Genomic DNA, 23,348 nt, shown 5'->3' with positions numbered 1-23,348 from the left:
TCTGGTTGATGGGCCACTCATGCTCAACAATGTGTCTCTTGAATTTATGGAATCTCAAGTGGGGCCTGCCCCTGGTCTCCGAAGAGCTTTTTCAACAATTGAGACATCCAGACGTGCGCGTCGCTGCGGGCATACTTGCTATGGCTATAGAGCTTGAGAGTGTAGGGCGGAATCGTGAACGGTGCTGGATATAGGGCAATTGGGGTTGCTGCGCGTAGTGTCTCTGCGGCACGCCGCGGAATCGTCATCAGCAACTCGCTCTCAGCGATGATGAAGGGGGCAACCATCACTGCGGGAAGTTGTAGGGCAACATCTCGCTGCAAGCCCATGCCACGTAGTACCAAATCCACGACACCGTGGGATTCCCCCCAGGGAGTGATGACTGCATGTCGTTCAGCTAGGTAGCGGGAAAGATCCAGAGATTCTTTTATCCTTGGGTGGTTCTTGCTGGCGATGACGATGTAATCATCCGTCAGCCAGTCTTCACTGTCGACACCTGCAGGGAGCGTATCTCGATCCTCACTGTAACCCAGGGCAAAGTCGATGCGTCCTGAAGCGAGATCCTGGATGGATACTTTACGATCAGAGGGCATCAGCCTTAGACGCAGGTAAGGGGCAACGCTCTGTAGCTGGCCGATGAGTCTTGGTAGCAACTCGAAGGCCGTGTAATCGGTGGCCGCGAAAACAAAAGTTCGCTGGCTGGTAGCTGGATCAAAGGGCTCCCATTGCCCCAACTGGTCAGACAATATCTTTAAGCTTTCCGCTACCGCAGGTGCCAACAGGTCGGCTCGCTGGGTCGGATGCATACGGTTGCCCTGGCGTATGAATAGCTCATCATTGAGCGCTAAGCGCAGCCGTCCAAGAGCATGGCTAAAGGCAGACGAGCTGATGGCAAGTTCGCTAGCGGCGTTGGCCACTGTACGATGACGATGCAGGGCGTCAAATGTTAGCAGGAGGTTCAGGTCGAGACGACGCAAAGAAGGGTGCATGATATTCACTTAAGGATGATAGAAATGCACTACATTCAGTATGCTCTTGCATTCATGATGAGTCATCATGTTTCAAAGGGAGAAATCTATCGTGAACCTGCAAATTCGCCCAGCCACCATCGACGATGCGGAACAGATACTGGCTTTCATTCAGGAATTGGCCGATTACGAGCAGGCTCGGCATAAAGTGACAGCTAGCCTTGAGGATATCGAGCACAGCCTCTTCGGCGAGCAGGCAATGGCCTATGCGCTGATCTGCCTGTGTGAAGGTCAACCTATCGGTTACGCGGTGTACTTCTTCAGCTATTCTACTTGGCAAGGACGCAACGGCCTTTATCTGGAGGACCTCTATATCAGCACTGAACATCGTGGCATCGGAGCGGGCAAGCTGTTGCTCAAGCACCTTGCCCATGAAGCATATGTCAGAGGCTGCGGACGTCTGGAGTGGAGTGTGCTTGATTGGAACAAGCCCGCAATTGATTTCTATCAGTCAATTGGGGCGCAACCTCAGACTGAATGGGTGCGTTACCGCATGGAAGGGAAAGCACTGAGGACATTTTCTGAAGCTTGATATAGCCGGACAGAGGCTAACGGACCTTAGTTTAGGGCTTGGCATTACAGCGCAGCCTGATTGGTGCTCACTATTCCAGCGAGCATCTGCATCATCTCGTATGAGATAATCAGTCACCGAAGTCGCTCCATAATGAGCTATTTAGGCGTCGGCGGATTCGAGGTCGAGAAGAACTACGGTGTCGATCTATCAACCATCTAGTGATCGTTTCAAGTTGGTGGGGCTGCAGGGCAGCCTCAACCATTAAATCCGCATACCCATTATTTTCAGGCGCTACCACATTCAAAGCCACAACACGTCGCCTTTCACCAGTTCCTGGGACTAGGCGTGCTAAACGTAGCCCCCAAGGCCCGGAATGTCTTTCAGCAACATGGCACGACCCTAGCAGGATGCCCCGGGTATTCGTAGGGTAAAGCAAATCTTATTCACATGGTGCCCTGGCAAGTCCAGTGGCCTTGAAGAGTCCGTCTCCGGTTTAAAGCCCGCTTTCGTATAGAAATTTATGGCTCTACAGTTGCCCTCCAAAACCCAAAGCTGAATCTCGGTGGCACCTCGAGCAGTCATTTCAGCGCACGAGACTAGCCAGAGCTGCTTACCGAAGCCTTGCGATAAGTGGTCTGGCAGCACATACAGCGCCCATAGTTCATGGATATTCGCATCAGCCGTTTCATCCCGGCATGGCCCGAAAGCTGAGAACCCCACCACCCGGCCACGCTCCTCCGCTACGAGCAAAAAGGGAGTCTGGTGGGCCAAGGAGCGTATCCACATCGTCTGGCGCTTCTCTATTGACAATCCGTCCAGGAAGTCATCGCCAAGCAGGCCCCGATAAGCATATCGCCACGAGCGAACATGTACCTCGGCAATCCCCCGGGCATCAGACATGACTGCGTTGCGAATGTGCATGGACAGCTCCCGAAGACAAGCTCGGCTTGGCTTTCTCTCTCGATCGGTTACTGAGCTTTGGCCCATTGGAACCTTGTGCTGTCATCTATTCCCGTGGGAATCAACTGGTTGGTCTCGGTCACGGCAATTTATCCATACAAGAAAACTCGAATATAGCCTAATGTAAGCAGTTGAAGCAAAGAAGTAGTTGAAAGGCTTCCCAGTCGGCTCGGCCCGCTAGGTTACGAGGAAGAAATATGGATAATCTAAGAGATAGCGAACAGACAATTGATATTAGCTTCAGGGAAGCCATCCGCCAGGACCTGGACGCCATCGTGCAATTACTTGCCGATGATCCATTAGGCGCGACGCGTGAGGACGGGTCACGCCCTTTGAAAGAGGCCTATCTGGGTGCGTTTGAGGCCATTGATTCAGACCCAAACAATGTATTGTACGTTGCAGAGCATGGTGATCGAGTCATAGGAGTATTGCAGCTCACTTTCATTCCCTACTTGACCTATCAAGGGAGCTGGCGGGCTCTGATCGAGGGTGTCAGGGTGCATCGGGACTACCGTTCTGGCGGTGTCGGTCGGCGGTTCTTCCAGTGGGCGATCGACCGGGCCCGAGAGCGTGGGTGCTATATAGTACAACTAACCTCTGACAAGTCCCGGCCTGATGCAATCCGCTTTTATGAGTCGCTAGGTTTCACAGCCTCTCATGAAGGATTAAAGCTGCTGCTTGTGGATTGACCAAAGTAAGCGCTCATCGACTGTAATAGTCATAAGTAGGAATACCTCATGTTTGATTACACGCTTGCGCATTGGATCACGTTTTTCTCTGCAGCGGTGCTGCTCAATCTTTCTCCCGGACCGGACATGGCCTTTATCCTAGGCCAGACGGCGCGAGGTGGAATAAGGAATGGCGCAGCGGCCATGTTCGGCATTTGGGGCGGTGCCTTCGTACATGTCCTGTTGGCCGCGCTTGGACTTTCGGCCATTCTGGCGACCTCGGCCTTGGCTTTCTCAATGGTCAAGTGGCTAGGGGCCGCCTATCTCATCTGGCTCGGTCTTCAAGCATTGCTTACCAAAGAAAGCACCTTCTCTGTGGGAGAAAGCTCCCGGGAAACCGGCCTATGGGCCACCTTCCGGCAAGGGCTTCTGGTTGCAGCGCTTAATCCAAAGGTCGCCATTTTCTTCCTGGCGTTTCTCCCACAGTTTACGGTTGAGGACGCCGGCCCCATCAGTGCGCAGCTATTTCTACACGGCTGTTTAATCATTGCCGTTGCCGCACTCGTTGAGCCACCGTTAGTCTACCTGGGTGCCAAGCTCGCCACTGCTCTCAAAAAGCATCCGCGTGTCGGTCTATGGATGGAGAAAAGCCTAGGGATAATTCTCGTTGCGCTGGGTATGCGCTTAGCGGCAAGTGACCACTGATTATCTTATAGAGCCTCTTAGAGCTGGCATGCAGACGTCTTGCGTTCTGCTGCATGGGCTGGAGCATGCGCCGACCCCACTTGGCAGGCGCGCTGGGCGCCACGCTACTGAGGATTGCATTGGCCCGGAAACGGGTTACGCAGGATCTGGATAGCCGGGCCCTCTCACTGACCTCCCTCGGTCTTAGGGAAATATCTGATAACCGCTAATGGTACTCGCCCGTGCCCGGCACGGCTAAAATCGTGCGGTGTTTTCAGCGAAATACGACATGGCCAATAAGACCCAAGCCCGTACTATAACCGATCCTACTGACAGTTCCGTTCGAGCACCCGGCCGGGGATTCATAACTGCTATCCGCAATGTCCGGCTCTCCGCACTGCCCAATTTCGATCCTGATGACGCTGGGCTGCATCTTGCCTATTGGAACGTATCTAGCGGATAGTGTTCAACAGCAGAAGCTGACCAGAAACAGACTTTCAGCAGAATGCCGCTGGAGTTATTAAATGGAGGTTAAATGGATACTCGTCATATCACAATTTGCCTGGCTCAAGCTCCAGTAATAAAAGGTGCTGTTGAGGAAAATTTAAAAATCCATCTATCATATATCTCTGAATCGTCGAATTCAGGCGCAGACGTAGTAGTATTTCCAGAACTTTCTCTTACTGGATATGAATTAGAACTCGCTGAAAAGCTAGCATTTCAGCAAGAACCCAACAATTTTAAAAAACTATCTAAAGCTTCAGTTGATAACTGTATAATTATTATCGCTGGCTGCCCATTGGTAGTAGAAAAGAGAAAACCAGCAATAGGCGCAGTCATTTGCTTTCCAAATGGAAAAACCGAATTTTATCTAAAGCAATATTTACACGAAGGTGAGGATACTTATTTCTCATCTGGTGTAGAAGACTATTTTATTTCCTTTGGTGGCTATAGTATTGCTTTGGCTATTTGTGCAGATTTTTCCAATCCTAAGCACTCTGCGGATGCAGTTAAAAGCGGGGCAGAAATATATATTGCAAGCGCGTTGATTTCGGAATCAGGCTATAGTACTGATGCACACATTTTATCCAATATCGCGTCTGAGTATAAAATTCCAGTCCTTCTATCGAATCATGTTTCTAACACAGGCGGATGGACCACTTGTGGTAAGAATGCCGTTTGGGATTCATCCGGGAAATTCGTAGTATCGTCATACAATAAAGAAAACTGTCTGGTACTATGTACTTTTAGTGGCGATACAGTTACGGGTAGCGTCAGAAAAGTAAAAACGGCGACTTAGGAACTGTCGACGGTGAATTTTTTATTCTCGATTAAGGCGGTTTACTTGAGGGTAAGTCGTTTGTGTGGCAGCCCCTTAAATGCACTCGCCATCGAAACGCCCAGCCTCGGCTGATGATGAAGCTAACATAGCCGAGGCTGGGCGAGGATAAAATTACACTGTTAAGAATGATGCTTTACTTTCATCCCACACCCTATCACTCTACCGTCACCGATTTGGCCAAGTTGCGCGGCTGATCGACATCGGTGCCCCTGAGTACCGCCACATGATAGGCGAGCAACTGCAGCGGCACCGTATAGACGATGGGCGCCAGGATGTCGTCGACGTGCGGCATACGTATGGTATGCACATCCTCGGACGGCATGAGGGCGATCTGCTCGTCGGCGAACACGAACAGCACGCCGCCCCGGGCCCGCACTTCCTGCAGGTTGGACTTGAGCTTCTCGAGCAGTTCGTCGTTGGGCGCCACGGCGATCACCGGCATTTCGCTGTCGACCAGCGCCAGCGGGCCATGCTTGAGCTCTCCCGCCGGATAGGCCTCGGCGTGGATGTAAGAAATCTCCTTGAGCTTGAGCGCCCCCTCCAGTGCAATGGGGAATTGCGTGCCGCGACCCAGGAACAGAGCGTGGTGCTTCTCGGCAAAGTGAGTGGAGAGCTGTTCGATCTCGCCATCCAGCGCCAATGCCTGGCTGAGTACTCCCGGCAGTTCGCGCAGGGCCTGTACCAGGAGGGCTTCACGAGCGGTGTCCGCGCCGCGCACACGCCCCAGCGCTAGAGTGAATAACAACAGCGCCACCAGTTGAGTGGTAAACGCCTTGGTCGAGGCCACACCGATCTCCGGCCCCGCCTGAGTCATCAGCGTCAGGTCGGACTCACGCGCCAGCGAACTGCCCGGCACGTTGCAGATCGCCAAGCTGGCCAAGTAGCCGCGCTGCTTGGCAAAGCGTAGCGCCGCCAGCGTATCCGCCGTCTCGCCGGACTGGGAAAGCGTCAAAAACAGCGTACCCTCGGGCACCACCACGTCGCGATAGCGATATTCCGACGCCACCTCGACCTGAGTCGGCACGCCGGCCAGCGTCTCCAGCCAGTAACGCGCCACCAGGCCTGCATGGTAGCTGGTGCCGCAGGCCACGATGTGGATCTGGCGAACCTGCGCGAACAGCGATTCGGCGGCGGCGCCAAAACATTGGGTCAGTACATGGCGCTCACTGATCCGCCCCTGCAGCGTGGAGGCGATCATCTGCGGCTGCTCATGAATCTCCTTGAGCATGAAGTGGCGATAGCCGTTCTTGGTCGAGGCGCCGTCGCCGTGTTCATAGACATTGACGGGACGTTCGACGGCCTGCTGCGCGGCATCGAATATCTCCACTTGCCCGCCGGCCGAAAGACGTACCACGTCGCCTTCCTGCAGGTAGACGAAGCGATCGGTGACCTGCAGCAACGCCAGTGCATCGGAGGCCAAAAACGCCTCGTCGATTCCCACCCCCACCACTAGCGGACTCCCCTGGCGCGCCCCGATGACATTGGCGGGCTCGGCCTTGTGCATCACCGCCAGCGCATAGGCGCCCTCGAGCGCAGCCACGCTATGCTGTACGGCGACCAGCAGATCCTGGGTGCGGGTGAACTCGCGGGCCAGCAGATGCGCCACCACCTCGGTATCCGTTTCGGAGGTGAACACGTACCCCTGGGCTTCCAGCTCGCTCTTGAGGGCCTCGTAGTTCTCGATGATGCCGTTGTGCACCACCGCCAAGCTCTCGCCCGAGTAGTGCGGGTGAGCATTCTGTTCGTTGGGTCGGCCATGGGTCGCCCAGCGGGTATGTGCAATCCCCACACAGCCCTTGAGCGGCGTCTGGGCAAGCTTTTCCTCCAGCGCCGCGACCTTGCCCGCCGCACGCTGGCGATTGAGACGCGCATCCTCGGAGAGCACGGCCATGCCCGCCGAGTCATAGCCGCGATATTCCAGCCGCCGGAGCCCCTCGAGGAGAATATTCTGTACGTTACGTCCCGCCACTGCCGCCACGATTCCACACATGCCGCTTCTCCTCAGGTTATTTCTTGCGCGGACGACGCCAATCCGCCTTGCTGATCTGGCGGCTTCGCGCCACCGCTAGGGCGCCGGCCTCGACGTTACGATTGATGGTCGAGCCAGCTCCCACCGTAGCGCCGTCGCCGACCGTCACCGGCGCGACCAGGGCGGAATTGGAGCCGATGAATACCCCATCGCCGATATCGGTACGGTGCTTATTGGCGCCATCGTAATTGCAGGTGATGGTTCCCGCGCCGATGTTGACCTCACGCCCCAGCCGGGCATCGCCCACATAGCTTAGATGGTTGATCTTGCTGCCTTCGCCGACCTCGGCATTCTTGGTCTCGACGAAGTTGCCGACCTTGGCGCCCTGCGCCAGACGAGTTCCCGGGCGCAGCCGGGCGAAGGGCCCGACCTGATTGCCGCCGGCCAGCCGGGCCCCGTCGATGACGCTGTGCGCCTCGATCACGCTGTCGGCACCGAGGTGACTGTCGCGGATCACGCAGTAAGGGCCGACGCGCACGCCGTCAACGAGGTCGACTTCGCCTTCGAACACGCAGCCGATATCGATTTCGACGTCTTGCCCGCAGCGCAGCGTGCCGCGTATGTCCAGCCGGGCCGGGTCGGCCAGCGCCACGCCCCCGCGCATCAACCGTTCGGCCTGGTCATGTTGATAGACACGTTCGAGGCGCGCCAGCTGCAGGCGGTCGTTGACGCCCTCGACCTCGGCAGGCGTGGCCGGCTGAACCGTGGCGATGGCGACACCCTCATCGACCGCCATGGCGATGATGTCGGTCAGGTAATATTCGCCCTGGGCATTGTCGGCGGACAGCCGTGGCAGCCAGCGCTTGAGCTGCTCGGTGGTCGTCGCCAGGATACCGGTATTGCATTCATGGATGTCGCGCTGCGCTGCGCTGGCGTCCTTGTGTTCGACAATGGCCGTCACCTGGCCCTGAGCATCGCGCACGATGCGTCCATAGCCAGTCGGGTCATCCAACGTCACGGTGAGCAGACCGAGGTGGCCGGTATCGGTTTCTGCGAGCAGCGCAGCCAGCGTTTCACGGCGGATCAGCGGGACATCGCCATAGAGGATCAATACCTTGCCATTGCCCAACGCCTCAAGCACCTGGGCCACGGCATGTCCGGTGCCCCGCTGCTCGGCCTGGAGCGTGAAATTCAGCGTCTCATCGGCCAATGCCTGTCGCACCCGATCGGCGCCATGGCCGATGACCACATGCAGTCGCTCGGCGTCCAACGTGCCGGCGGTATCGATGACGTGACTCACCATCGGCTTGCCGGCCAGAGCATGCAGCACCTTGGGTTTGGCCGAACGCATCCGGCTTCCCTGACCGGCCGCCAGTATTACCACATCCAGGCCCATGTACTCTCCTTATACTGACTGTTGCAAGTGCGCTCATTCTAGCGCCGCTTGTCCAGCGCACCAATGCGCCACGCCGGTGGGGGCGACAGAAACGCCAAGGGCGGCCCGAAGGCCGCCCTTGTCATGACCGCGAGACGAACTCGCTCAGCCTCTGCCGCCTCGATTGCGCAGCTGCTGAATGGTCCGCAACTGAGCGACGGCCTCAGCCAGCTCCGCGGCTGCACGCGTGTAATCGATATCGGACTGCTGATCGTTCAGATGGCGCAGCGCTTCCTGACGCGACTCCTCGGCGGAAGCCTCGTCAAGATCGTGAGCCCGCACCGCCGTATCCGCCAGCAGCGAGACGATATCCGGCTGCACCTCAAGGAACCCTCCGGTCACGTAGAAGAGTTCCTCTTCGCCGCTTTCGCTGATGACCCGCACCGGACCTGGCTGCAACTCGGTCAGCAGCGGGGCGTGCCCACGCAGGATACCCAGATCGCCCATCTTGCCGGCAGCGACAATCTGCGCGACGCTGCCCGAAAAGATGGCCTTCTCGGCGCTGACGATTTCACATTGGAAGCTAGCCATACCTATTTCCTCTTCCGGGTGTGCGGCCTTACTTCATGTTGTTGGCTTTCTCGACAGCTTCGTCGATGGTGCCAACCATGTAGAAGGCCTGTTCCGGCAGCTCATCGTAGTCGCCGTTGAGGATGCCCTGGAAGCCACGGATAGTCTCCTGAAGGGAGACGTACTTGCCCGGAGCACCGGTGAAGACCTCGGCGACGAAGAACGGCTGGGACAGGAAGCGCTGGATCTTGCGCGCCCGAGCCACGGCCTGCTTGTCCTCGTCGGACAGCTCGTCCATGCCCAGAATCGCGATGATATCCTTGAGCTCCTTGTAGCGCTGCAGCACGTTCTGCACGCGGCGCGCCGTGTCGTAGTGCTCATCGCCGACTACCAGCGGGTCGAGCTGACGCGAGGTGGAATCCAGCGGATCGATGGCCGGGTAGATCCCCAACTCGGCGATGGAACGCGCCAATACCACGGTGGCATCCAGGTGGGCGAAGGTCGTGGCCGGCGACGGGTCGGTCAAGTCGTCCGCAGGCACGTAAACCGCCTGTACGGAGGTGATCGAGCCGGTCTTGGTCGAGGTGATACGCTCCTGCAGAACGCCCATCTCCTCGGCCAGGGTCGGCTGATAGCCTACCGCGGACGGCATGCGGCCCAGCAGCGCCGAGACCTCGGTCCCCGCCAGGGTATAACGGTAGATGTTGTCGACGAACAGCAACACGTCACGGCCTTCGTCGCGGAACTTCTCGGCGATGGTCAGGCCGGTCAGCGCCACACGCAGACGGTTACCCGGCGGCTCGTTCATCTGCCCGTAGACCAGCGCCACCTTGTCGATAACGTTGGATTCGGTCATCTCATGATAGAAGTCGTTACCTTCACGGGTCCGCTCGCCGACACCGGCAAACACCGAATAACCGCTGTGCTCGGTGGCGATGTTGCGGATCAGCTCCATCATGTTGACGGTCTTGCCCACGCCGGCACCGCCGAATAGCCCGACCTTGCCGCCCTTGGCGAACGGACAGACCAGGTCGATGACCTTGATACCTGTCTCGAGCAGCTCGTTGGACCCGGCCTGCTCCGCGTAGCTGGGCGCCTTGCGGTGGATGGGCATGCGCTCCGTCTCACCGATCTCGCCGGCTTCGTCGATCGGCTCGCCGAGCACGTTCATGATGCGCCCCAGCGTCGCCGTACCCACCGGTACGGAAATCGGCGCACCGGTCTCCTCGACAATCATGCCGCGCTTGAGACCTTCGGTGGTCCCCATGGCGATGGCACGCACCACGCCGTCTCCCAGCTGCTGCTGGACTTCAAAAACTGTCCCGGCTTCCGAGACTCTCAGCGCTTCGTAGACCTTGGGCACTTCGTCCCGCGGAAACTCTACGTCAATCACCGCGCCGATGATTTGTACGATACGTCCGCTCATCTTGGTTCCTCTTAACCTGCAAATGAAACCTGTTTAGCCAAGCCGTGCTTACACCGCTGCGGCGCCACCGACGATTTCCGAAATTTCCTGGGTGATGGAGGCCTGACGGGCCTTGTTGTACACCCTCTCCAGATCACCGATCAGATCACCGGCATTATCGGTCGCGTTCTTCATCGCGATCATGCGCGCCGCCTGTTCGCAAGCCGCGTTCTCGACCACCGCCTGGTAGACCTGCGATTCGACGTAACGCACCAGCAACTGGTCGAGCAGGGACTTGGCGTCCGGCTCATACAGGTAGTCCCAACTTCCGGGACGGGCTTGTTCATCTTCGTCCTGACCGGCCGCGAGAGGCAACAACTGGCGTACCACCGGCTTTTGGGTCATGGTGTTGACGAATTCGTTGTACACCACGTAGAGCCGATCCAGGCGTTCCTCATCGAACGCATCCAGCATTACCTTGACGCTTCCGACCAGATCCTGAGCTTCCGGGGCTTCGCCAAGACCGCTCTTGGCGGCGACCAGGTTGCCGCCATGATTGCGGAAAAAGGTTCCGGCTTTCTTGCCGATCGAGGCGAAATCCGCTTCGATGCCCTTATCGCGCCATTGCTTGGCGTCCTTGACCACGGCCTTGAACACGTTGATGTTGAGCCCCCCGGCCAGGCCGCGGTCGCTCGACACCACAATGTATCCTACACGCTTCACGTCACGGTCGATCATGTAGTCGTGACGATATTCGGGGTTGGCCTTGGCGATATGGCCCACGACCCGGCGGATCAGCCTGGCGTAAGGCTGGCTGGCCGCCATGCGATCCTGTGCTTTACGCATCTTCGACGCAGCGACCATTTCCATGGCGCTGGTGATTTTCTGCGTATTCTTGATGCTCCCGATCTGGGTGCGTATCTCTTTTGCAGCTGCCATCGCGATCTACCTCATTCATACCGCTCAGATGGATCATAGGCCCGGCAGATGCCGGGCCGCATGGTTTACCAGGTCTGAGTGGTCTTGAACTTCTCGACGCCCGCCTTGAGCCCCTGCTGGATCTCTTCGCTGTAGTCGCCGGTCTGGTTGATCTTATCGAGTAGCTCGCCATGCTCGGACTTCATGTAATCACGCAGAGCGCGTTCGAAGTCGAGCACCTTGTTGACTTCGACATCATTGAGGAAGCCTTCGTTAGCGGCATACAGCGACAGAGCCATCTCGGCCACGGACATCGGCGAGAACTGCTTCTGCTTCATCAGCTCGGTGACGCGCTCGCCATGCTCGAGCTGCTTGCGGGTCGCCTCGTCGAGATCGGAGGCGAACTGCGAGAATGCCGCCAACTCGCGGTACTGAGCCAGCGCCAGACGCACACCGCCGCCGAGCTTCTTGATGATCTTGGTCTGAGCAGAACCGCCGACACGCGATACCGACAGGCCGGCGTTGATGGCCGGACGGATACCCGAGTTGAACAGGCTGGTCTCGAGGAAGATCTGACCGTCGGTGATCGAGATCACGTTGGTGGGAACGAATGCCGAGACGTCGCCGCCCTGGGTTTCGATCAGCGGCAGTGCGGTCAACGAGCCGGTCTTGCCCTTGACTTCGCCACCGGTGAACTTCTCCACGTAATCGGCATTGACGCGCGAGGCGCGCTCAAGCAGACGCGAGTGGAGATAGAACACATCCCCCGGATAGGCTTCGCGGCCCGGCGGGCGACGCAGCAGCAGGGAAATCTGGCGATAGGCCCAGGCCTGCTTGGTCAGGTCGTCGTAGACGATCAGCGCATCTTCGCCGCGGTCACGGAAATACTCGCCCATGGAGCAGCCGGCATACGGTGCCAGGAACTGCATGGCGGCCGGATCGGCAGCCCCCGCGGAGACGACGATGGTATGCTCCATCGCGCCGTGCTCCTCGAGCTTGCGCACCAGACCGGCAATGGTCGACTGCTTCTGCCCAATCGCCACGTAGATACAGGTGATGCCCTTGCCTTTCTGGTTGATGATGGCATCGATGGCGATAGCGGACTTACCGATCTGACGGTCGCCGATGATCAGCTCGCGCTGACCGCGACCGATCGGCACCATGGCGTCGATCGATTTCAGACCGGTCTGGATCGGCTGGTCGACGGACTGACGGCTGATGACGCCAGGTGCGACCTTCTCGACCGCATCGGTCAGCTTGGCGTTGATTTCGCCCTTGCCGTCGATGGGCGTGCCCAGTGCGTCGACGACCCGGCCAACCAGCTCGGGGCCCACCGGCACTTCGAGGATGCGCCCGGTACACTGGGCGGTCATGCCTTCCTCGAGCTGCTGGTAGTCGCCGAGTACCACGGCGCCCACGCTGTCGCGCTCAAGGTTGAGCGCCATGCCGTAGATGCCGCCGGGGAATTCGATCATCTCGCCGAACATCGCGTCGGCAACGCCGTGGATCCGCACGATGCCATCGGAAACGCTGACGATGGTGCCCTGATTGCGGGCTTCGGATGCGATATCAAGCTTCTCGATACGCTGCTTGATGATATCGCTGATCTCGGAAGGATTCAGTTGCTGCATGCCATGTCCCTCGGACTCAAGCGGAGAGTGCGTCGCGCAGACGTGCCAATCGACCACGTACCGAACCGTCTATGACGGTATCGCCGGTACGCAGGATCACGCCGCCCAACAGATCACGGTCCACTTGAGTAGTAATGGAGATTTCGCGGTTCAGACGCTTTTTGAGCGCGCTCGCGAGCTTATCCTGCTGCTCGGTATCCAGGTCGAAAGCGGAGACGATGGTCACGTCCACCCGACGCTCTTCCTGTGCCCGCAGCAGTTCGAACTGCTCGGCAATCTCAGGAAGGGCATCCAGGCGCCCCTTCTGTCCGAGGGTCACAACGAAGTTGCGTACCGACTCGTCAAGGGCGTTACCACCGATATCGAGCAGCACGTCCGTCTTTTTCCCACTGGACAGCTTGGGGTTATGCAGGACGCGCCGACTCAACTCCTCGTGGGTGACGGCAGTCGCCACCAACGCAAGGCTTGCGGACCAGGCATCAAGCGTCTTGTGATCGCGCGCGAACTCGAACGCTGCTTTAGCGTAAGGCCGGGCGACGGTCGACGTTGACGTTACAGCCATGGATCACCTCCTCAGAGCTCGGCCGCGAGCTTGTCGACGAGCTCGCGGTGCTTGGTCTCGTCAATGGAGGATTCGAGGATCCGTTCCGCGCCTTCGACAGCCAGCTTCGCCACCTGGGCACGCAGCTCATCCTTCGCGCGGTTGATCTCCTGCTCGATTTCAGCACGGGCGTTGGCGATCATGCGTTCGCCTTCGGTCCGTGCATTGTCGCGCGCCTCCTCGATCATCTGATTCGACCGCTTATGGGCCTGTTCGATGATTTGCGCAGCCTGGTCCTTGCTTTCCCGCAGCGTCTCGTTGGCCTGCTCCTGAGCCAGTTCGAGATCGCGGGAAGCGCGGCTGGCCGCGTCCAGGCCATCGGCGATCTTTTTCTGGCGTTCCTGCAGTGCCTGCATGACCGGGGGCCATACGTAACGCATGCAGAACCAGACGAAGACCGCGAAGGCAATGGCCTGACCGATTAGGGTTAGGTTCAGATTCACGCCAGCACCTCTCGCGTCACAAGTTTGGGGTTAAGGTTACCGCGGCCGAACGGCCGAAGCGGTACGTTAACCGACAAACGGGTTGGCGAAGGTGAAGAACAGGGCGATACCCACACCGATCATGGTCACGGCGTCCAGCAGACCGGCGACGATGAACATTTTTACCTGCAGCTGCGGAATCATTTCCGGTTGACGTGCGGCACCTTCGAGGAACTTGCCGCCGAGAATACCGAAGCCGATAGCGGTACCCAGTGCGCCCAGGCCAATCAGCAGGGAAACGGCGATTGCGGTCATACCCAGAACTTGTGCTTCCATGGTGGTCTCCAGTTTTTTGCTTAAGTAGTAGTTAGCGGTTAAGGGTTTAGGGTTAAGGGTTAATGCTCTTCCGAAGCCATGCTCAGATAGACGATGGTCAGCATCATGAAGATGAAGGCTTGTAGCGTCACGATCAGGATATGGAACACTGCCCACGGGAAGTGCAGCGGCAGCTGCCACAGACCCAGCATGGCGATCAGGATGAAGATCAGCTCGCCTGCGTAGAGGTTACCGAACAGTCGCAGCGCCAGCGAGATGGGGCGGGCCAATAGCGTTACGGCTTCGAGCAGGAAGTTGACCGGGATCAACAGCACCTGAACGGCCTTGTTCGAAGTGTTGAAAGGATGCAGGGTCAGTTCGGCCAAGAATCCTGACACGCCCTTGTTGCGAATACCGTAGAAGAGAATCAGCGCAAACACCGACAGCGACATGCCCAGCGTGGCGTTGACGTCGGTGGTCGGCACCACCTTGAAATAGACGTGCTGCGGATCGGCACCGAACATCCCGCCGATCTTCTGGGCCAGCGTCGGCAGAAAGTCTACCGGCACCAGATCCATCAGGTTCATCAGAAATATCCAGCAGAAGATCGTCAACGACAGCGGCGCGATCAGTCGGCTCTTGCCGTGGAAGGTTTCCTTCACCGACTTGTCGGTGAACTCGACCATCATCTCGACGAAGTTCTGCATGCCGGTAGGCACGCCGGTGGTTACGCGTTTTGCCGCCTTGCGAAACACGAACAGAAACAGCACGCCCAGCGCGATCGACCAGCCCATGGTATCGACATGGATCGCCCAGAATCCCATTTCCTGAGCGTCTTCGGGCGAATGCGCAAAAGACCATCCATGCTCGGGATGCAAGCCGTACGTCAGGTTCTGTAGGTGATGCTGAATATACTCCGTGGGAGTCGGGTTGTTGCCTGCCATAGCTCAGCCTCGATTCAGGTGTGCGACGGTCGGTGCAGAAGCCAGGGTCCCAGCCAATGCACCAATTGTGTCACCACGTAAGCGCCAAAGAAGAAAGCGGGGTTTGAGGGGGGCACGGTCAAAAACACAAGCGTGAACAATGCCACCGTCAAACCGAACTTGCCGGCTTCGGCCCGGTAGAAACTCTTGACGATGTCGCGCGTAAAGCGAGCTCCCTGGTAGCGAAACGCTCGCCAGGCGAAATAGACATTGGGAATCCAGGCAACCGCCCCTCCCATCAGGGCGGACAGTGCAGCTGGTCCACCCGAGGTGACCAGCGCCACAAGAGACACACTTAAGGCGAGACCCAGCTGAGCCAGAGCCAAAGGTAGAATCCGTGGGCGTTTCAGCGTGGCCGGTGCCGGTTTGCGCATCGCGTCGAGTTCGCCTGTCGGTGAAAGCTGCCTGCGATCCGTCAGGCAAATCTCGGCGGATTATAGGGGAGCTACCTCCGCCCTTCAACCGGACTTGCACCGAATTTGCACGAAGCTTGAGTGCATTTCAACCCAAGAAGCGCGAAAAGCAGGCAACTTCCATTAACGTGCTAAGCGTTTTTTACACTCCTTTAACTTGACGCTAGCGAATATGCGACAAGATGCCATCCAGTTCATCGAGGCTGGTGTAGCGTATCGTCACCCTCCCCTTCCCCGACTGTCCATGGGCGATCTTGACCGGCGCACCGAGCAGCTCGGCGAGTTGATTCTCGAGCCGCGCCACATCGGCGGGCGGGCGGCCTGCTTCAGGCGATGCCGGCCGTCCGGCCAGCAATTGCTTGACCAACGCTTCGGTCTGACGAACGGTCAGGTCACGGTCGATCACGGCATGTGCCGCCTTGCGCTGCTTGGTCGCGGACAGCGCCAGTAGCGCACGCGCATGTCCCATGTCGAGATCGCCCCGCTCGAGTAGCGTCTGGACTTCAGGGTCGAGGCTCAGCAGACGCAGCAGATTGGCAACCTGGGCCCGCGACTTGCCGACGGCATCCGCGACCTGTTGTTGGGTCAGCGCGAATTCGTCGAGCAGACGCTTGAGAGCGAAGGCTTCCTCGACCGGGTTGAGGTTTTCGCGCTGGATGTTCTCGATCAGGGCCAGGGCCAGGGCCACCTCGTCGGTCACTTCGCGCACCACGGCGGGGATCACGTCGAGTTCGGCGAGCTGGGCGGCGCGCCAGCGACGCTCGCCGGCGATGATCTCGTAGCGATCCTTGCCCACCGGGCGCACCACGATAGGCTGCATGACGCCCTGGGCGCGAATCGAGTCGGCCAGTTCTTCCAGCGTTTCGGGCTGAATCTCGCGACGCGGCTGATACTTGCCGCGGCTCAACTGACCGAGCGGCAAGCGCATCAGACGTTCTTGCGCTTCCGACGCGCCAGGATCCTGGGCGGGAGGTGTTGCATCGGGTGCCGTCTGAATTTCGGCGTCTTGCCCCTCACGGCGGCGGGCACCGGCTCCGATCAGGGCGTCCAGGCCGCGCCCCAGCGCACGTTTACGCGTCATGGATATTCCCTCGAATCGTTTCCAAGCGTCAGCATGAAGTCATCTACAGCGACAGGCGTCGAATCAGTTCCTTGGCCAATACCCGGTGGGCCTGACTCCCTCGCGATAGCCGCGCGTACTTGGTCACCGGCAGGCCGTGACTGGGGGCCTCAGCCACGCGTACGTTACGGGGAATGGTGGTCTTGAGCAGGGTATCGCCGAAATAATCGCTAAGCTGCTTGCTGACGTCGCGGGTCAAGCTATTGCGCGAATCGTACATGGTGCGCACGATGCCGTAGACAGCGAGTTCGGGATTGACGCTGCTCTGGATCTGATCGACGGTATCGAGCAGCGCCGAGAGGCCTTCGAGGGCATAGAACTCGCACTGCAAGGGAATCAGTACGCCATGCGCCGCGGTCAGGGCGTTGACGGTGAGCATGTTGAGCGACGGCGGACAGTCGATCAGGACCACGTCATACTCCTGCGCCACGCTGGAGATGGCATCGTGCAGGCAGCGTTCGCGTCCGTCACGTCCGAGCAGTTCGACTTCCGCCGCTGTCAGGTCGCCATTCCCGGGCAACAGGGCATAGCCGGCGCGGGGGCAGTTGCGAATCACCTCGGCGGCCGGCTTGTCGCCGAGCAACACGTCGAGCACGCTGGCCGCAAGCGCATGCTTGTCGACCCCACTGCCCATGGTGGCATGCCCCTGGGGGTCGAGATCGATCAGCAGCACGCGCCGATCCAGCGCCGCCAGGCATGCCGACAGGTTGACCGCGGTAGTCGATTTACCGACCCCGCCCTTCTGATTGGTCAACGCGATGATCTTGGTCACGAACGACTCCCTTGCTTCGATGATCCCACCAGGCTTTCTCCTTGCCTTCCGCTTTATGCGCCAATCTTCAGTGCTTGCGCTTCAGACGCAGCAGATGACGTTGTCCCGCTTCGCCGGGTACCGCCAGCGTACGACACTCGACCTGCTCGACATTGTCGGGCAATGCCATGCGCTCTTCGTCATCGACGCGCCCCTTCATGGCCAGCCATTCGCCCTGATCGGCGAGCAGATGGCCGGTCAGTTGCACGAAATCGCCGAGACTGGCAAACGCGCGTGAGACGATCTGCTCGAACGCCGGCGCCTCGAAACTCTCGACCCGGGCCTGCACCGGTGTGACGTTGGCGAGGCCCAACTCAAGGACCGCCTGACGCTGGAAACGCACCTTCTTGCCGTTGCTGTCGAGCAAAGTGACCTGCAGTTCGGGCTTGAGAATCGCCAGTACCAGCCCCGGCAATCCTGGGCCGGCACCCACGTCCAGCAGGCGCGGCCCGCTGACGGCGCCGAGCACGCTGGCGCTGTCAAGCAGGTGCTTGGTCACCATCGCTTCCGGCGCACGTACCGCGGTGAGGTTATAGGCGCGGTTCCACTTGTGCAACAGCGCCAGCAATGCCAGCAACTGCTGGCGGGCGCTATCCGACACGCGCAGGTCAAGGTGCTCGAGTCCTGCCTCGAGCAGCCGTTCGCACGCCGGCGTCATGCACTCACCGCGCGGTTGTCATCGAGAAGACGGCGTTTCTTGAGGTGGATCAACAGAATCGAGACCGCAGCCGGGGTGACGCCGGAGATACGGCCAGCCTGCGCCAGCGTCTCGGGGCGCGTAGCAGCGAGCTTCTGACGGATCTCGTGCGATAGACCCTCGACCTTGGCGTAGTCGAGATCGGTCGGCAGCGGCGTGGCTTCATGGCGACGCAGGCGGTCGATCTCGTCCTGCTGCCGACCGATATAGCCCTGATACTTGGCCTGGATCTGGACCTGCTCGGCGACTGCCTCGTCGCTTACCGCTTCGCCCTTGAAGTCGCCCAGATCGGCGTACTCCAGCTCGGGACGCTTGAGCAGATCCAGCAGGGTGTATTCACGCCCCAGCGGTTTGCCGGTCTTGGCCTCGATCCTTGCCGCTTCCGTCGAGCCGGGCTGAACCCAGGTCGCCTTGAGGCGGGCGCTCTCGCGCTCGATCGCCTCGCGCTTGGTGGCAAACGCCGCCCAGCGCGTGTCATCCACCAAGCCCAACCGACGGCCGCTCTCGGTCAGACGCAAATCGGCGTTGTCCTCGCGCAGCAGCAGACGATATTCGGCGCGCGAGGTGAACATGCGATACGGCTCCTGGGTGCCCATGGTGATCAGGTCGTCGACCAGCACCCCGAGGTAGGCTTCGTCGCGACGCGGCGTCCACGCGTCCTGGTTCATCGCCCGACGGGCGGCATTGAGCCCGGCCAGCAGGCCCTGCGCACCGGCTTCCTCGTATCCGGTGGTGCCATTGATCTGACCGGCGAAGAACAGGTTGTGGATAAATTTGGTTTCCAGCGAGTGCTTGAGATCGCGAGGATCGAAGAAATCGTATTCGATGGCATAGCCCGGCCGAGTAATATGCGCGTTTTCCAGCCCCTTGATCGAGCGCACCACTTGCAGTTGCACGTCGAACGGCAGCGAGGTGGAGATGCCGTTGGGATACAGCTCGTGGGTTTCCAGTCCCTCCGGCTCGATGAACACCTGATGGCTCGCCTTGTCGGCGAAGCGGTGCACCTTGTCCTCGATGGACGGGCAGTAGCGCGGCCCGACGCCTTCGATGACTCCCGAATACATCGGCGAGCGGTCGAGGTTGGCGAAGATGATCTCGTGGGTGCGTTCGTTGGTGTGGGCAATGTGGCAACTGACCTGGCGCGGATGCTGTTCGCGGCGGCCCAGATACGACATGACCGGCACCGGTGTGTCGCCGGGCTGTTCCTCAAGCACTGAGAAATCGACACTCTTGGCATCCAGACGTGGCGGCGTCCCGGTCTTCAGCCGCGAGACCCGGAACGGCAACGCGCGCAGGCGTTGAGCCAGAGCGTTGGAGGGCGGATCGCCGGCACGACCGCCGGAATGTTGATCGAGCCCGATGTGAATCACCCCGCCGAGGAACGTGCCGGTGCATAGCACCACCGTCTCGGCGTGGAAGCGAATACCGGTTTGGGTGACGACGCCGCAGACGGTGTCGTTGGCCACGATCAAATCATCTACCGCCTGCTGGAACAGCGTCAGGTTGGGCTGGTTTTCCAGCAGGCCGCGGATTGCCGCCTTGTAGCGTACCCGATCGGCTTGTGCCCGAGTGGCACGGACCGCGGGGCCTTTGCGGGAGTTGAGCACACGGAACTGGATGCCGCCGAGATCGGTGGCCATGGCCATGGCCCCGCCCAGCGCGTCGATTTCCTTGACCAGATGGCTCTTGCCGATCCCGCCGATGGCCGGGTTGCAAGACATCTGGCCGAGGGTCTCGATGTTGTGTGTCAGCAGTAGGGTCTGACAGCCCATGCGGGCAGCGGCCAAGGCGGCTTCGGTTCCCGCATGGCCACCGCCGATGACGATGACGTCAAAGCGGTTGGGATAATCCACGTTACACCTCGAATCACGCCTGACGGCGCGGGTTTGGAAACAGAGGTCAAAAGAAGCCGCACAGTATAAACCTCCTGTGGGTAACCGTCAGGGGTTTTCCACATGCGTGTTGTTCAGAGAGGGACTGCTGACAAGCAATAAGAATTATATAAAAAGAAGAGAAAGAAGTTCTGCTGTGGTTGTAACTACTAGTGTGGACGTTTTCTGTGGGTAAGCCGATTAACGCAAATTATTTCAGTAGGTTGAATTGTTGATCATCGCCGGGAAAAATTCGCCTAAGCCTGCGGAAAGGTGAACGTGAGGCTGTGGATGGAATGAACACTTATGCACAAGGGCATTGAAACACCGCTTATCCACCGTGGGATACCGGCCTTGTTACCGTGATCGTTAACAGACAGCACAAAGAGCCCGTCCTCCCCGTGTGGCGGGCGATTGCCGGCATCCTAGGGGAAGGGAAATAAAAAATTATCCACAAGAGGATTTGTGTCGAAAAGGAAGGCTATAGGTCATGGAGCCGAAGCAAAAACGCCTTGATCGGAAGGGCAAAGACTCCGATCAAGGCGTGATTGGACGACAACCTACGTGGCACGAGACGCCAGTCTAGTGTTTGAGGACTCGGGAGAGGAACGCTTGGGTCCGCTCATGGCGTGGATTGTCGAATACCCTGTGCGGCGGGCCCTGTTCGACGATTTCGCCGCCATGCACGAAGATCACGCGATCGGCCACTTCACGGGCGAAGCCCATTTCATGGGTCACGATCATCATGGTCATGCCCTCGGCAGCGAGCTCGCGCATGGCGTCGAGCACTTCACCGATCATTTCCGGATCGAGCGCCGAGGTGGGCTCGTCGAACAGCATCAGCCGCGGTTCCATGGCCAGGGCGCGAGCCAGGGCGACGCGTTGCTGCTGACCACCCGATAGCTGACCGGGAAACTTGTCGGCCTGATCGGTGATGCCCACCCGCTCGAGGAGACGCTGGGCCGTTTCGGTGGCCTTGGTTCGGCTCCAGCCACGCACTTTCATGGGCGCCAGGGTGACGTTGTCGCGCACCGAGAGATGGGGAAACAGGTTGAACTGCTGGAATACCATGCCGACTTCGGTGCGGATGGTCTGTAGGGACTTGCCGCCCTTGCCGTGAGGCAGCAACTGCTTGCCATCGACGACGATACTGCCGCTCTGGAACTCTTCCAGGCCGTTGACGCAGCGGATCAGCGTCGACTTACCCGAGCCACTGGCGCCGATGACCACGACGACCTCGCCGGAGGCCACCTCGAGATCGATATCGCGCATCACGTGCAGACTGCCGAAGTGCTTGTTGACCTTATCGAGCCTGACGATGGGCGGCTGGGCGGAGGGAGACCGCGATTCACTCATGGGAGACTCCTTTTATTGGCCGACCAGACCCTTGCGCTCAAGCATGCGCAGGGCGAAGGACAGGCTCAGGGTGATCACCAGATACATCATCGCGACCATGAAATAGACCTCGAGCGCGGTGAAGGTCGTGGCAATGTAGACCTGACCCTGACGTACCAGCTCACCGACCCCGATCACCGAGAACAGCGAGGTGTCCTTGATACTGACGATGCCCTGGTTGCCGAGTGCCGGGATCATGCGTCGCAGCGCCTGCGGCCAGATGATGTAGCGAAACGCCTGGGTGCGTGACAACCCCAGCGACAGACCGGCTTCGCGCTGACCCTTCTCGATCGACTGCACTCCGCCGCGAACGATTTCCGAAATGTAGGCGCCGGCATTCAGGGCGATGGCCGCAATCCCGGCGGTGAGGGCGTTGATCGGCCCCCCCAGCAGTTGGGGCAGGCCGTAGAAAATGAACAGCACCTGCACGAGTACCGGCGTACCGCGGAATATTTCGATATAGGCGATCGCCGGCCAGCGCAGCAGGCGCACCGGGCTGATGCGCAGGAGACCGAAGACGATACCGATCACGAAGCCGATGGCCAGGCCACCGAACGAGATCAGCAGGGTCCAGGGAATACCTTCGAGCAGGTAGGGAATGGAGGCGAAGGCCGCCTGCCAGTCGAACTGGAAAGTGACGTCCACAAGGGTTCTCCAGGCAGCGGGGCGCGTATTGCAACGGGATCACACCCGCGCAAGCCCCGTCATGCAATTCAATGAAAAGGGCCGGGCGACTTTCGGCCACCCGGCCCCGGCGAGACTTCAATTGGCGTGAGTGCTACGTGGCATTACTGGGCATCTGGCGCCTCGCCGAACCACTTCTCATGGATCTCGGCGTAGGTGCCATCCTCGCGCATGGCCGCCAGCGCTTGATTGGCAGCTTCGACCCACTCGCTGCCATTGGTGAAGGCGATACCGTACTGCTGTCCCTCGTAGAGCGGGCCCACGGTCTTGACCTGGCCCTGACCGCGCGTCTTGGCAAAATAGCCGACGTTGGGCGCATCGTAGAACACCGCATCGACACTGCCACCCATCAGCGCCATGTACATGTCGGCGCTGCCCGGGTAGGGAGTGATCTCGGCCTCGTCACCGAGTTCCTGCTGCAGGTAATCGTAACTGGTCGAGCCGATCTTGGTCCCGATACGCATGCCTTCCAGATCGTCGAGTTCGTCGACGTCGTCATTGTTGGCGGCGATCAGGATACGCAGACCGGAATCGTAGTAGGGATCGGAAAAGTCGACGATCTTCTCGCGCTCGTCGGTAATCGTGATACCGGCGATGGCTAGATCGACGTTACCGGTCTGCACGGCGGGAATGATGCCGTTGAAATCCATGGTATTGACGTCGACCTTGAAGCCGGCGCGGTCGGCGATGGCGTGGAGGATATCCATGTCGAAGCCGACCATTTCACCAGTATCCTGGTCGAGCATCTCGAACGGAACGAAGCTAGGGTCGGTGGCCGCCTTGAGCGTAGGCGTGTCCTGCGCAAGGGCCAGCCCACTGACACCCAGGGACATGGCGAGAATGGAGAGCCTGACAGCACCGCATAGTGCATTGTTCTTCATAACGTTCCCCACTTGGAGTTTTGTTCATGGAACCGCTAATTACCATGACCAGAACGCGGGGAAGCGTCAAGCGGACGTTAGGCCGACAAGT

24 protein-coding genes are annotated in these 23,348 nt (G+C 59.1%); 4 read left to right on the top strand and 20 right to left on the bottom strand.

The window, feature by feature from the left end; translation table 11 throughout:
- Window positions 1-44 precede the first annotated feature (44 nt).
- Window positions 45-989, bottom strand: coding sequence for a LysR family transcriptional regulator (locus ACW4DH_RS05355; protein WP_459635327.1), 945 nt, complete (start codon window positions 987-989; stop codon window positions 45-47).
- Between the two features lie 91 nt (window positions 990-1,080).
- On the opposite strand from ACW4DH_RS05355, the gene ACW4DH_RS05350 reads away from it, so the two are divergent.
- Window positions 1,081-1,560 (top strand): N-acetyltransferase family protein, encoded by a 480-nt coding sequence (locus ACW4DH_RS05350; protein ID WP_459635326.1) that lies wholly within the window; start codon window positions 1,081-1,083, stop codon window positions 1,558-1,560.
- Between the two features lie 381 nt (window positions 1,561-1,941).
- Here the strand turns inward: ACW4DH_RS05350 and ACW4DH_RS05345 are convergent, their stop codons facing one another.
- Complete coding sequence (locus ACW4DH_RS05345) at window positions 1,942-2,328, bottom strand: N-acetyltransferase family protein (protein WP_459635530.1); 387 nt, start codon at window positions 2,326-2,328, stop codon at window positions 1,942-1,944.
- Between the two features lie 371 nt (window positions 2,329-2,699).
- Here ACW4DH_RS05345 and ACW4DH_RS05340 point away from each other — a divergent pair, with 371 nt between their 5' ends.
- The 3 genes from ACW4DH_RS05340 to ACW4DH_RS05330 all read left to right on the top strand — a co-directional run bounded on the left by ACW4DH_RS05340 (window position 2,700) and on the right by ACW4DH_RS05330 (window position 5,154).
- The gene (locus tag ACW4DH_RS05340) at window positions 2,700-3,191 is read left to right on the top strand and encodes an N-acetyltransferase family protein (RefSeq protein ID WP_459635325.1); all 492 of its coding nucleotides are present in this window, start codon (window positions 2,700-2,702) and stop codon (window positions 3,189-3,191) included.
- A 48-nt stretch (window positions 3,192-3,239) separates the two neighbouring features.
- Window positions 3,240-3,875 carry a LysE family translocator gene (locus tag ACW4DH_RS05335; RefSeq protein WP_459635324.1) on the top strand — a complete coding sequence of 212 codons (636 nt, stop codon included), beginning with the start codon at window positions 3,240-3,242 and terminating at the stop codon, window positions 3,873-3,875.
- A gap of 514 nt (window positions 3,876-4,389) precedes the next feature.
- Window positions 4,390-5,154, top strand: coding sequence for a carbon-nitrogen hydrolase family protein (locus ACW4DH_RS05330; protein ID WP_459635323.1), 765 nt, complete (start codon window positions 4,390-4,392; stop codon window positions 5,152-5,154).
- Window positions 5,155-5,350: 196 nt separating this feature from the next.
- On the opposite strand, the gene glmS is transcribed toward ACW4DH_RS05330, so the two are convergent.
- From glmS to ACW4DH_RS05240, 18 genes are all read right to left on the bottom strand, one after another.
- Window positions 5,351-7,186, bottom strand: coding sequence for a glutamine--fructose-6-phosphate transaminase (isomerizing) (gene glmS / locus ACW4DH_RS05325; RefSeq protein ID WP_459635322.1), 1,836 nt, complete (start codon window positions 7,184-7,186; stop codon window positions 5,351-5,353).
- 16 nt (window positions 7,187-7,202) lie between these two features.
- Entirely contained in the window at window positions 7,203-8,561 is a 1,359-nt protein-coding gene (glmU, locus tag ACW4DH_RS05320; protein ID WP_459635321.1) for a bifunctional UDP-N-acetylglucosamine diphosphorylase/glucosamine-1-phosphate N-acetyltransferase GlmU, read from the bottom strand.
- A 144-nt stretch (window positions 8,562-8,705) separates the two neighbouring features.
- A complete protein-coding gene (locus ACW4DH_RS05315; protein ID WP_459635320.1) occupies window positions 8,706-9,131 on the bottom strand; it encodes a F0F1 ATP synthase subunit epsilon in 426 nt (141 codons plus the stop codon).
- A 28-nt stretch (window positions 9,132-9,159) separates the two neighbouring features.
- On the bottom strand, window positions 9,160-10,536 hold the full coding sequence (gene atpD, locus ACW4DH_RS05310) for a F0F1 ATP synthase subunit beta (RefSeq protein ID WP_459635319.1): 1,377 nt from the start codon (window positions 10,534-10,536) through the stop codon (window positions 9,160-9,162).
- Window positions 10,537-10,584: 48 nt separating this feature from the next.
- Window positions 10,585-11,454 carry a F0F1 ATP synthase subunit gamma gene (atpG, locus tag ACW4DH_RS05305; protein ID WP_459635318.1) on the bottom strand — a complete coding sequence of 290 codons (870 nt, stop codon included), beginning with the start codon at window positions 11,452-11,454 and terminating at the stop codon, window positions 10,585-10,587.
- Window positions 11,455-11,519: 65 nt separating this feature from the next.
- Window positions 11,520-13,064 (bottom strand): F0F1 ATP synthase subunit alpha, encoded by a 1,545-nt coding sequence (atpA, locus tag ACW4DH_RS05300; RefSeq protein ID WP_459635317.1) that lies wholly within the window; start codon window positions 13,062-13,064, stop codon window positions 11,520-11,522.
- A gap of 16 nt (window positions 13,065-13,080) precedes the next feature.
- Window positions 13,081-13,626, bottom strand: coding sequence for a F0F1 ATP synthase subunit delta (locus ACW4DH_RS05295; RefSeq protein WP_459635316.1), 546 nt, complete (start codon window positions 13,624-13,626; stop codon window positions 13,081-13,083).
- Window positions 13,627-13,637: 11 nt separating this feature from the next.
- Window positions 13,638-14,108 carry a F0F1 ATP synthase subunit B gene (locus tag ACW4DH_RS05290; RefSeq protein WP_459635315.1) on the bottom strand — a complete coding sequence of 157 codons (471 nt, stop codon included), beginning with the start codon at window positions 14,106-14,108 and terminating at the stop codon, window positions 13,638-13,640.
- Between the two features lie 66 nt (window positions 14,109-14,174).
- Window positions 14,175-14,423, bottom strand: a complete 249-nt coding sequence (gene atpE / locus ACW4DH_RS05285; protein WP_011508579.1) for a F0F1 ATP synthase subunit C — start codon at window positions 14,421-14,423, stop codon at window positions 14,175-14,177.
- 59 nt (window positions 14,424-14,482) lie between these two features.
- A complete protein-coding gene (gene atpB / locus ACW4DH_RS05280; RefSeq protein ID WP_459635314.1) occupies window positions 14,483-15,346 on the bottom strand; it encodes a F0F1 ATP synthase subunit A in 864 nt (287 codons plus the stop codon).
- A gap of 14 nt (window positions 15,347-15,360) precedes the next feature.
- A complete protein-coding gene (locus ACW4DH_RS05275) occupies window positions 15,361-15,759 on the bottom strand; it encodes an ATP synthase subunit I (RefSeq protein WP_459635313.1) in 399 nt (132 codons plus the stop codon).
- Between the two features lie 202 nt (window positions 15,760-15,961).
- Window positions 15,962-16,879 carry a ParB/RepB/Spo0J family partition protein gene (locus ACW4DH_RS05270; protein ID WP_459635312.1) on the bottom strand — a complete coding sequence of 306 codons (918 nt, stop codon included), beginning with the start codon at window positions 16,877-16,879 and terminating at the stop codon, window positions 15,962-15,964.
- Window positions 16,880-16,922: 43 nt separating this feature from the next.
- Complete coding sequence (locus ACW4DH_RS05265) at window positions 16,923-17,690, bottom strand: ParA family protein (protein WP_459635311.1); 768 nt, start codon at window positions 17,688-17,690, stop codon at window positions 16,923-16,925.
- Window positions 17,691-17,757: 67 nt separating this feature from the next.
- Window positions 17,758-18,387 (bottom strand): 16S rRNA (guanine(527)-N(7))-methyltransferase RsmG, encoded by a 630-nt coding sequence (rsmG, locus tag ACW4DH_RS05260; RefSeq protein WP_459635310.1) that lies wholly within the window; start codon window positions 18,385-18,387, stop codon window positions 17,758-17,760.
- Window positions 18,384-20,279, bottom strand: a complete 1,896-nt coding sequence (gene mnmG, locus ACW4DH_RS05255) for a tRNA uridine-5-carboxymethylaminomethyl(34) synthesis enzyme MnmG (RefSeq protein ID WP_459635309.1) — start codon at window positions 20,277-20,279, stop codon at window positions 18,384-18,386. Before mnmG ends, rsmG begins: the two co-directional genes overlap by 4 nt.
- A gap of 600 nt (window positions 20,280-20,879) precedes the next feature.
- Window positions 20,880-21,653, bottom strand: coding sequence for an amino acid ABC transporter ATP-binding protein (locus ACW4DH_RS05250; RefSeq protein WP_459635308.1), 774 nt, complete (start codon window positions 21,651-21,653; stop codon window positions 20,880-20,882).
- A 12-nt stretch (window positions 21,654-21,665) separates the two neighbouring features.
- The gene (locus ACW4DH_RS05245) at window positions 21,666-22,337 is read right to left on the bottom strand and encodes an amino acid ABC transporter permease (RefSeq protein ID WP_459635307.1); all 672 of its coding nucleotides are present in this window, start codon (window positions 22,335-22,337) and stop codon (window positions 21,666-21,668) included.
- A gap of 143 nt (window positions 22,338-22,480) precedes the next feature.
- A complete protein-coding gene (locus ACW4DH_RS05240; RefSeq protein ID WP_459635306.1) occupies window positions 22,481-23,257 on the bottom strand; it encodes a transporter substrate-binding domain-containing protein in 777 nt (258 codons plus the stop codon).
- Window positions 23,258-23,348: the final 91 nt, after the last annotated feature.

This window comes from Halomonas sp. WWR20, assembly GCF_054602495.1.
This window is presented reverse-complemented; position numbering and strand designations above follow the sequence as displayed.

Bases quoted from the DNA above. Each gene is read 5' to 3' on its own strand.
- ACW4DH_RS05355 (WP_459635327.1), bottom strand. From the start codon at position 989: ATGCACCCTTCTTTGCGTCGTCTCGACCTGAACCTCCTGCTAACATTT.
- ACW4DH_RS05345 (WP_459635530.1), bottom strand. From the start codon at position 2,328: ATGTGGATACGCTCCTTGGCCCACCAGACTCCCTTTTTGCTCGTAGCG.
- ACW4DH_RS05340 (WP_459635325.1), top strand. From the start codon at position 2,700: ATGGATAATCTAAGAGATAGCGAACAGACAATTGATATTAGCTTCAGG.
- ACW4DH_RS05335 (WP_459635324.1), top strand. From the start codon at position 3,240: ATGTTTGATTACACGCTTGCGCATTGGATCACGTTTTTCTCTGCAGCG.
- ACW4DH_RS05330 (WP_459635323.1), top strand. From the start codon at position 4,390: ATGGATACTCGTCATATCACAATTTGCCTGGCTCAAGCTCCAGTAATA.
- glmS (WP_459635322.1), bottom strand. From the start codon at position 7,186: ATGTGTGGAATCGTGGCGGCAGTGGCGGGACGTAACGTACAGAATATT.
- glmU (WP_459635321.1), bottom strand. From the start codon at position 8,561: ATGGGCCTGGATGTGGTAATACTGGCGGCCGGTCAGGGAAGCCGGATG.
- ACW4DH_RS05315 (WP_459635320.1), bottom strand. From the start codon at position 9,131: ATGGCTAGCTTCCAATGTGAAATCGTCAGCGCCGAGAAGGCCATCTTT.
- atpD (WP_459635319.1), bottom strand. From the start codon at position 10,536: ATGAGCGGACGTATCGTACAAATCATCGGCGCGGTGATTGACGTAGAG.
- atpG (WP_459635318.1), bottom strand. From the start codon at position 11,454: ATGGCAGCTGCAAAAGAGATACGCACCCAGATCGGGAGCATCAAGAAT.
- atpA (WP_459635317.1), bottom strand. From the start codon at position 13,064: ATGCAGCAACTGAATCCTTCCGAGATCAGCGATATCATCAAGCAGCGT.
- ACW4DH_RS05295 (WP_459635316.1), bottom strand. From the start codon at position 13,626: ATGGCTGTAACGTCAACGTCGACCGTCGCCCGGCCTTACGCTAAAGCA.
- atpE (WP_011508579.1), bottom strand. From the start codon at position 14,423: ATGGAAGCACAAGTTCTGGGTATGACCGCAATCGCCGTTTCCCTGCTG.
- atpB (WP_459635314.1), bottom strand. From the start codon at position 15,346: ATGGCAGGCAACAACCCGACTCCCACGGAGTATATTCAGCATCACCTA.
- ACW4DH_RS05275 (WP_459635313.1), bottom strand. From the start codon at position 15,759: ATGCGCAAACCGGCACCGGCCACGCTGAAACGCCCACGGATTCTACCT.
- ACW4DH_RS05270 (WP_459635312.1), bottom strand. From the start codon at position 16,879: ATGACGCGTAAACGTGCGCTGGGGCGCGGCCTGGACGCCCTGATCGGA.
- rsmG (WP_459635310.1), bottom strand. From the start codon at position 18,387: ATGACGCCGGCGTGCGAACGGCTGCTCGAGGCAGGACTCGAGCACCTT.
- ACW4DH_RS05250 (WP_459635308.1), bottom strand. From the start codon at position 21,653: ATGAGTGAATCGCGGTCTCCCTCCGCCCAGCCGCCCATCGTCAGGCTC.
- ACW4DH_RS05240 (WP_459635306.1), bottom strand. From the start codon at position 23,257: ATGAAGAACAATGCACTATGCGGTGCTGTCAGGCTCTCCATTCTCGCC.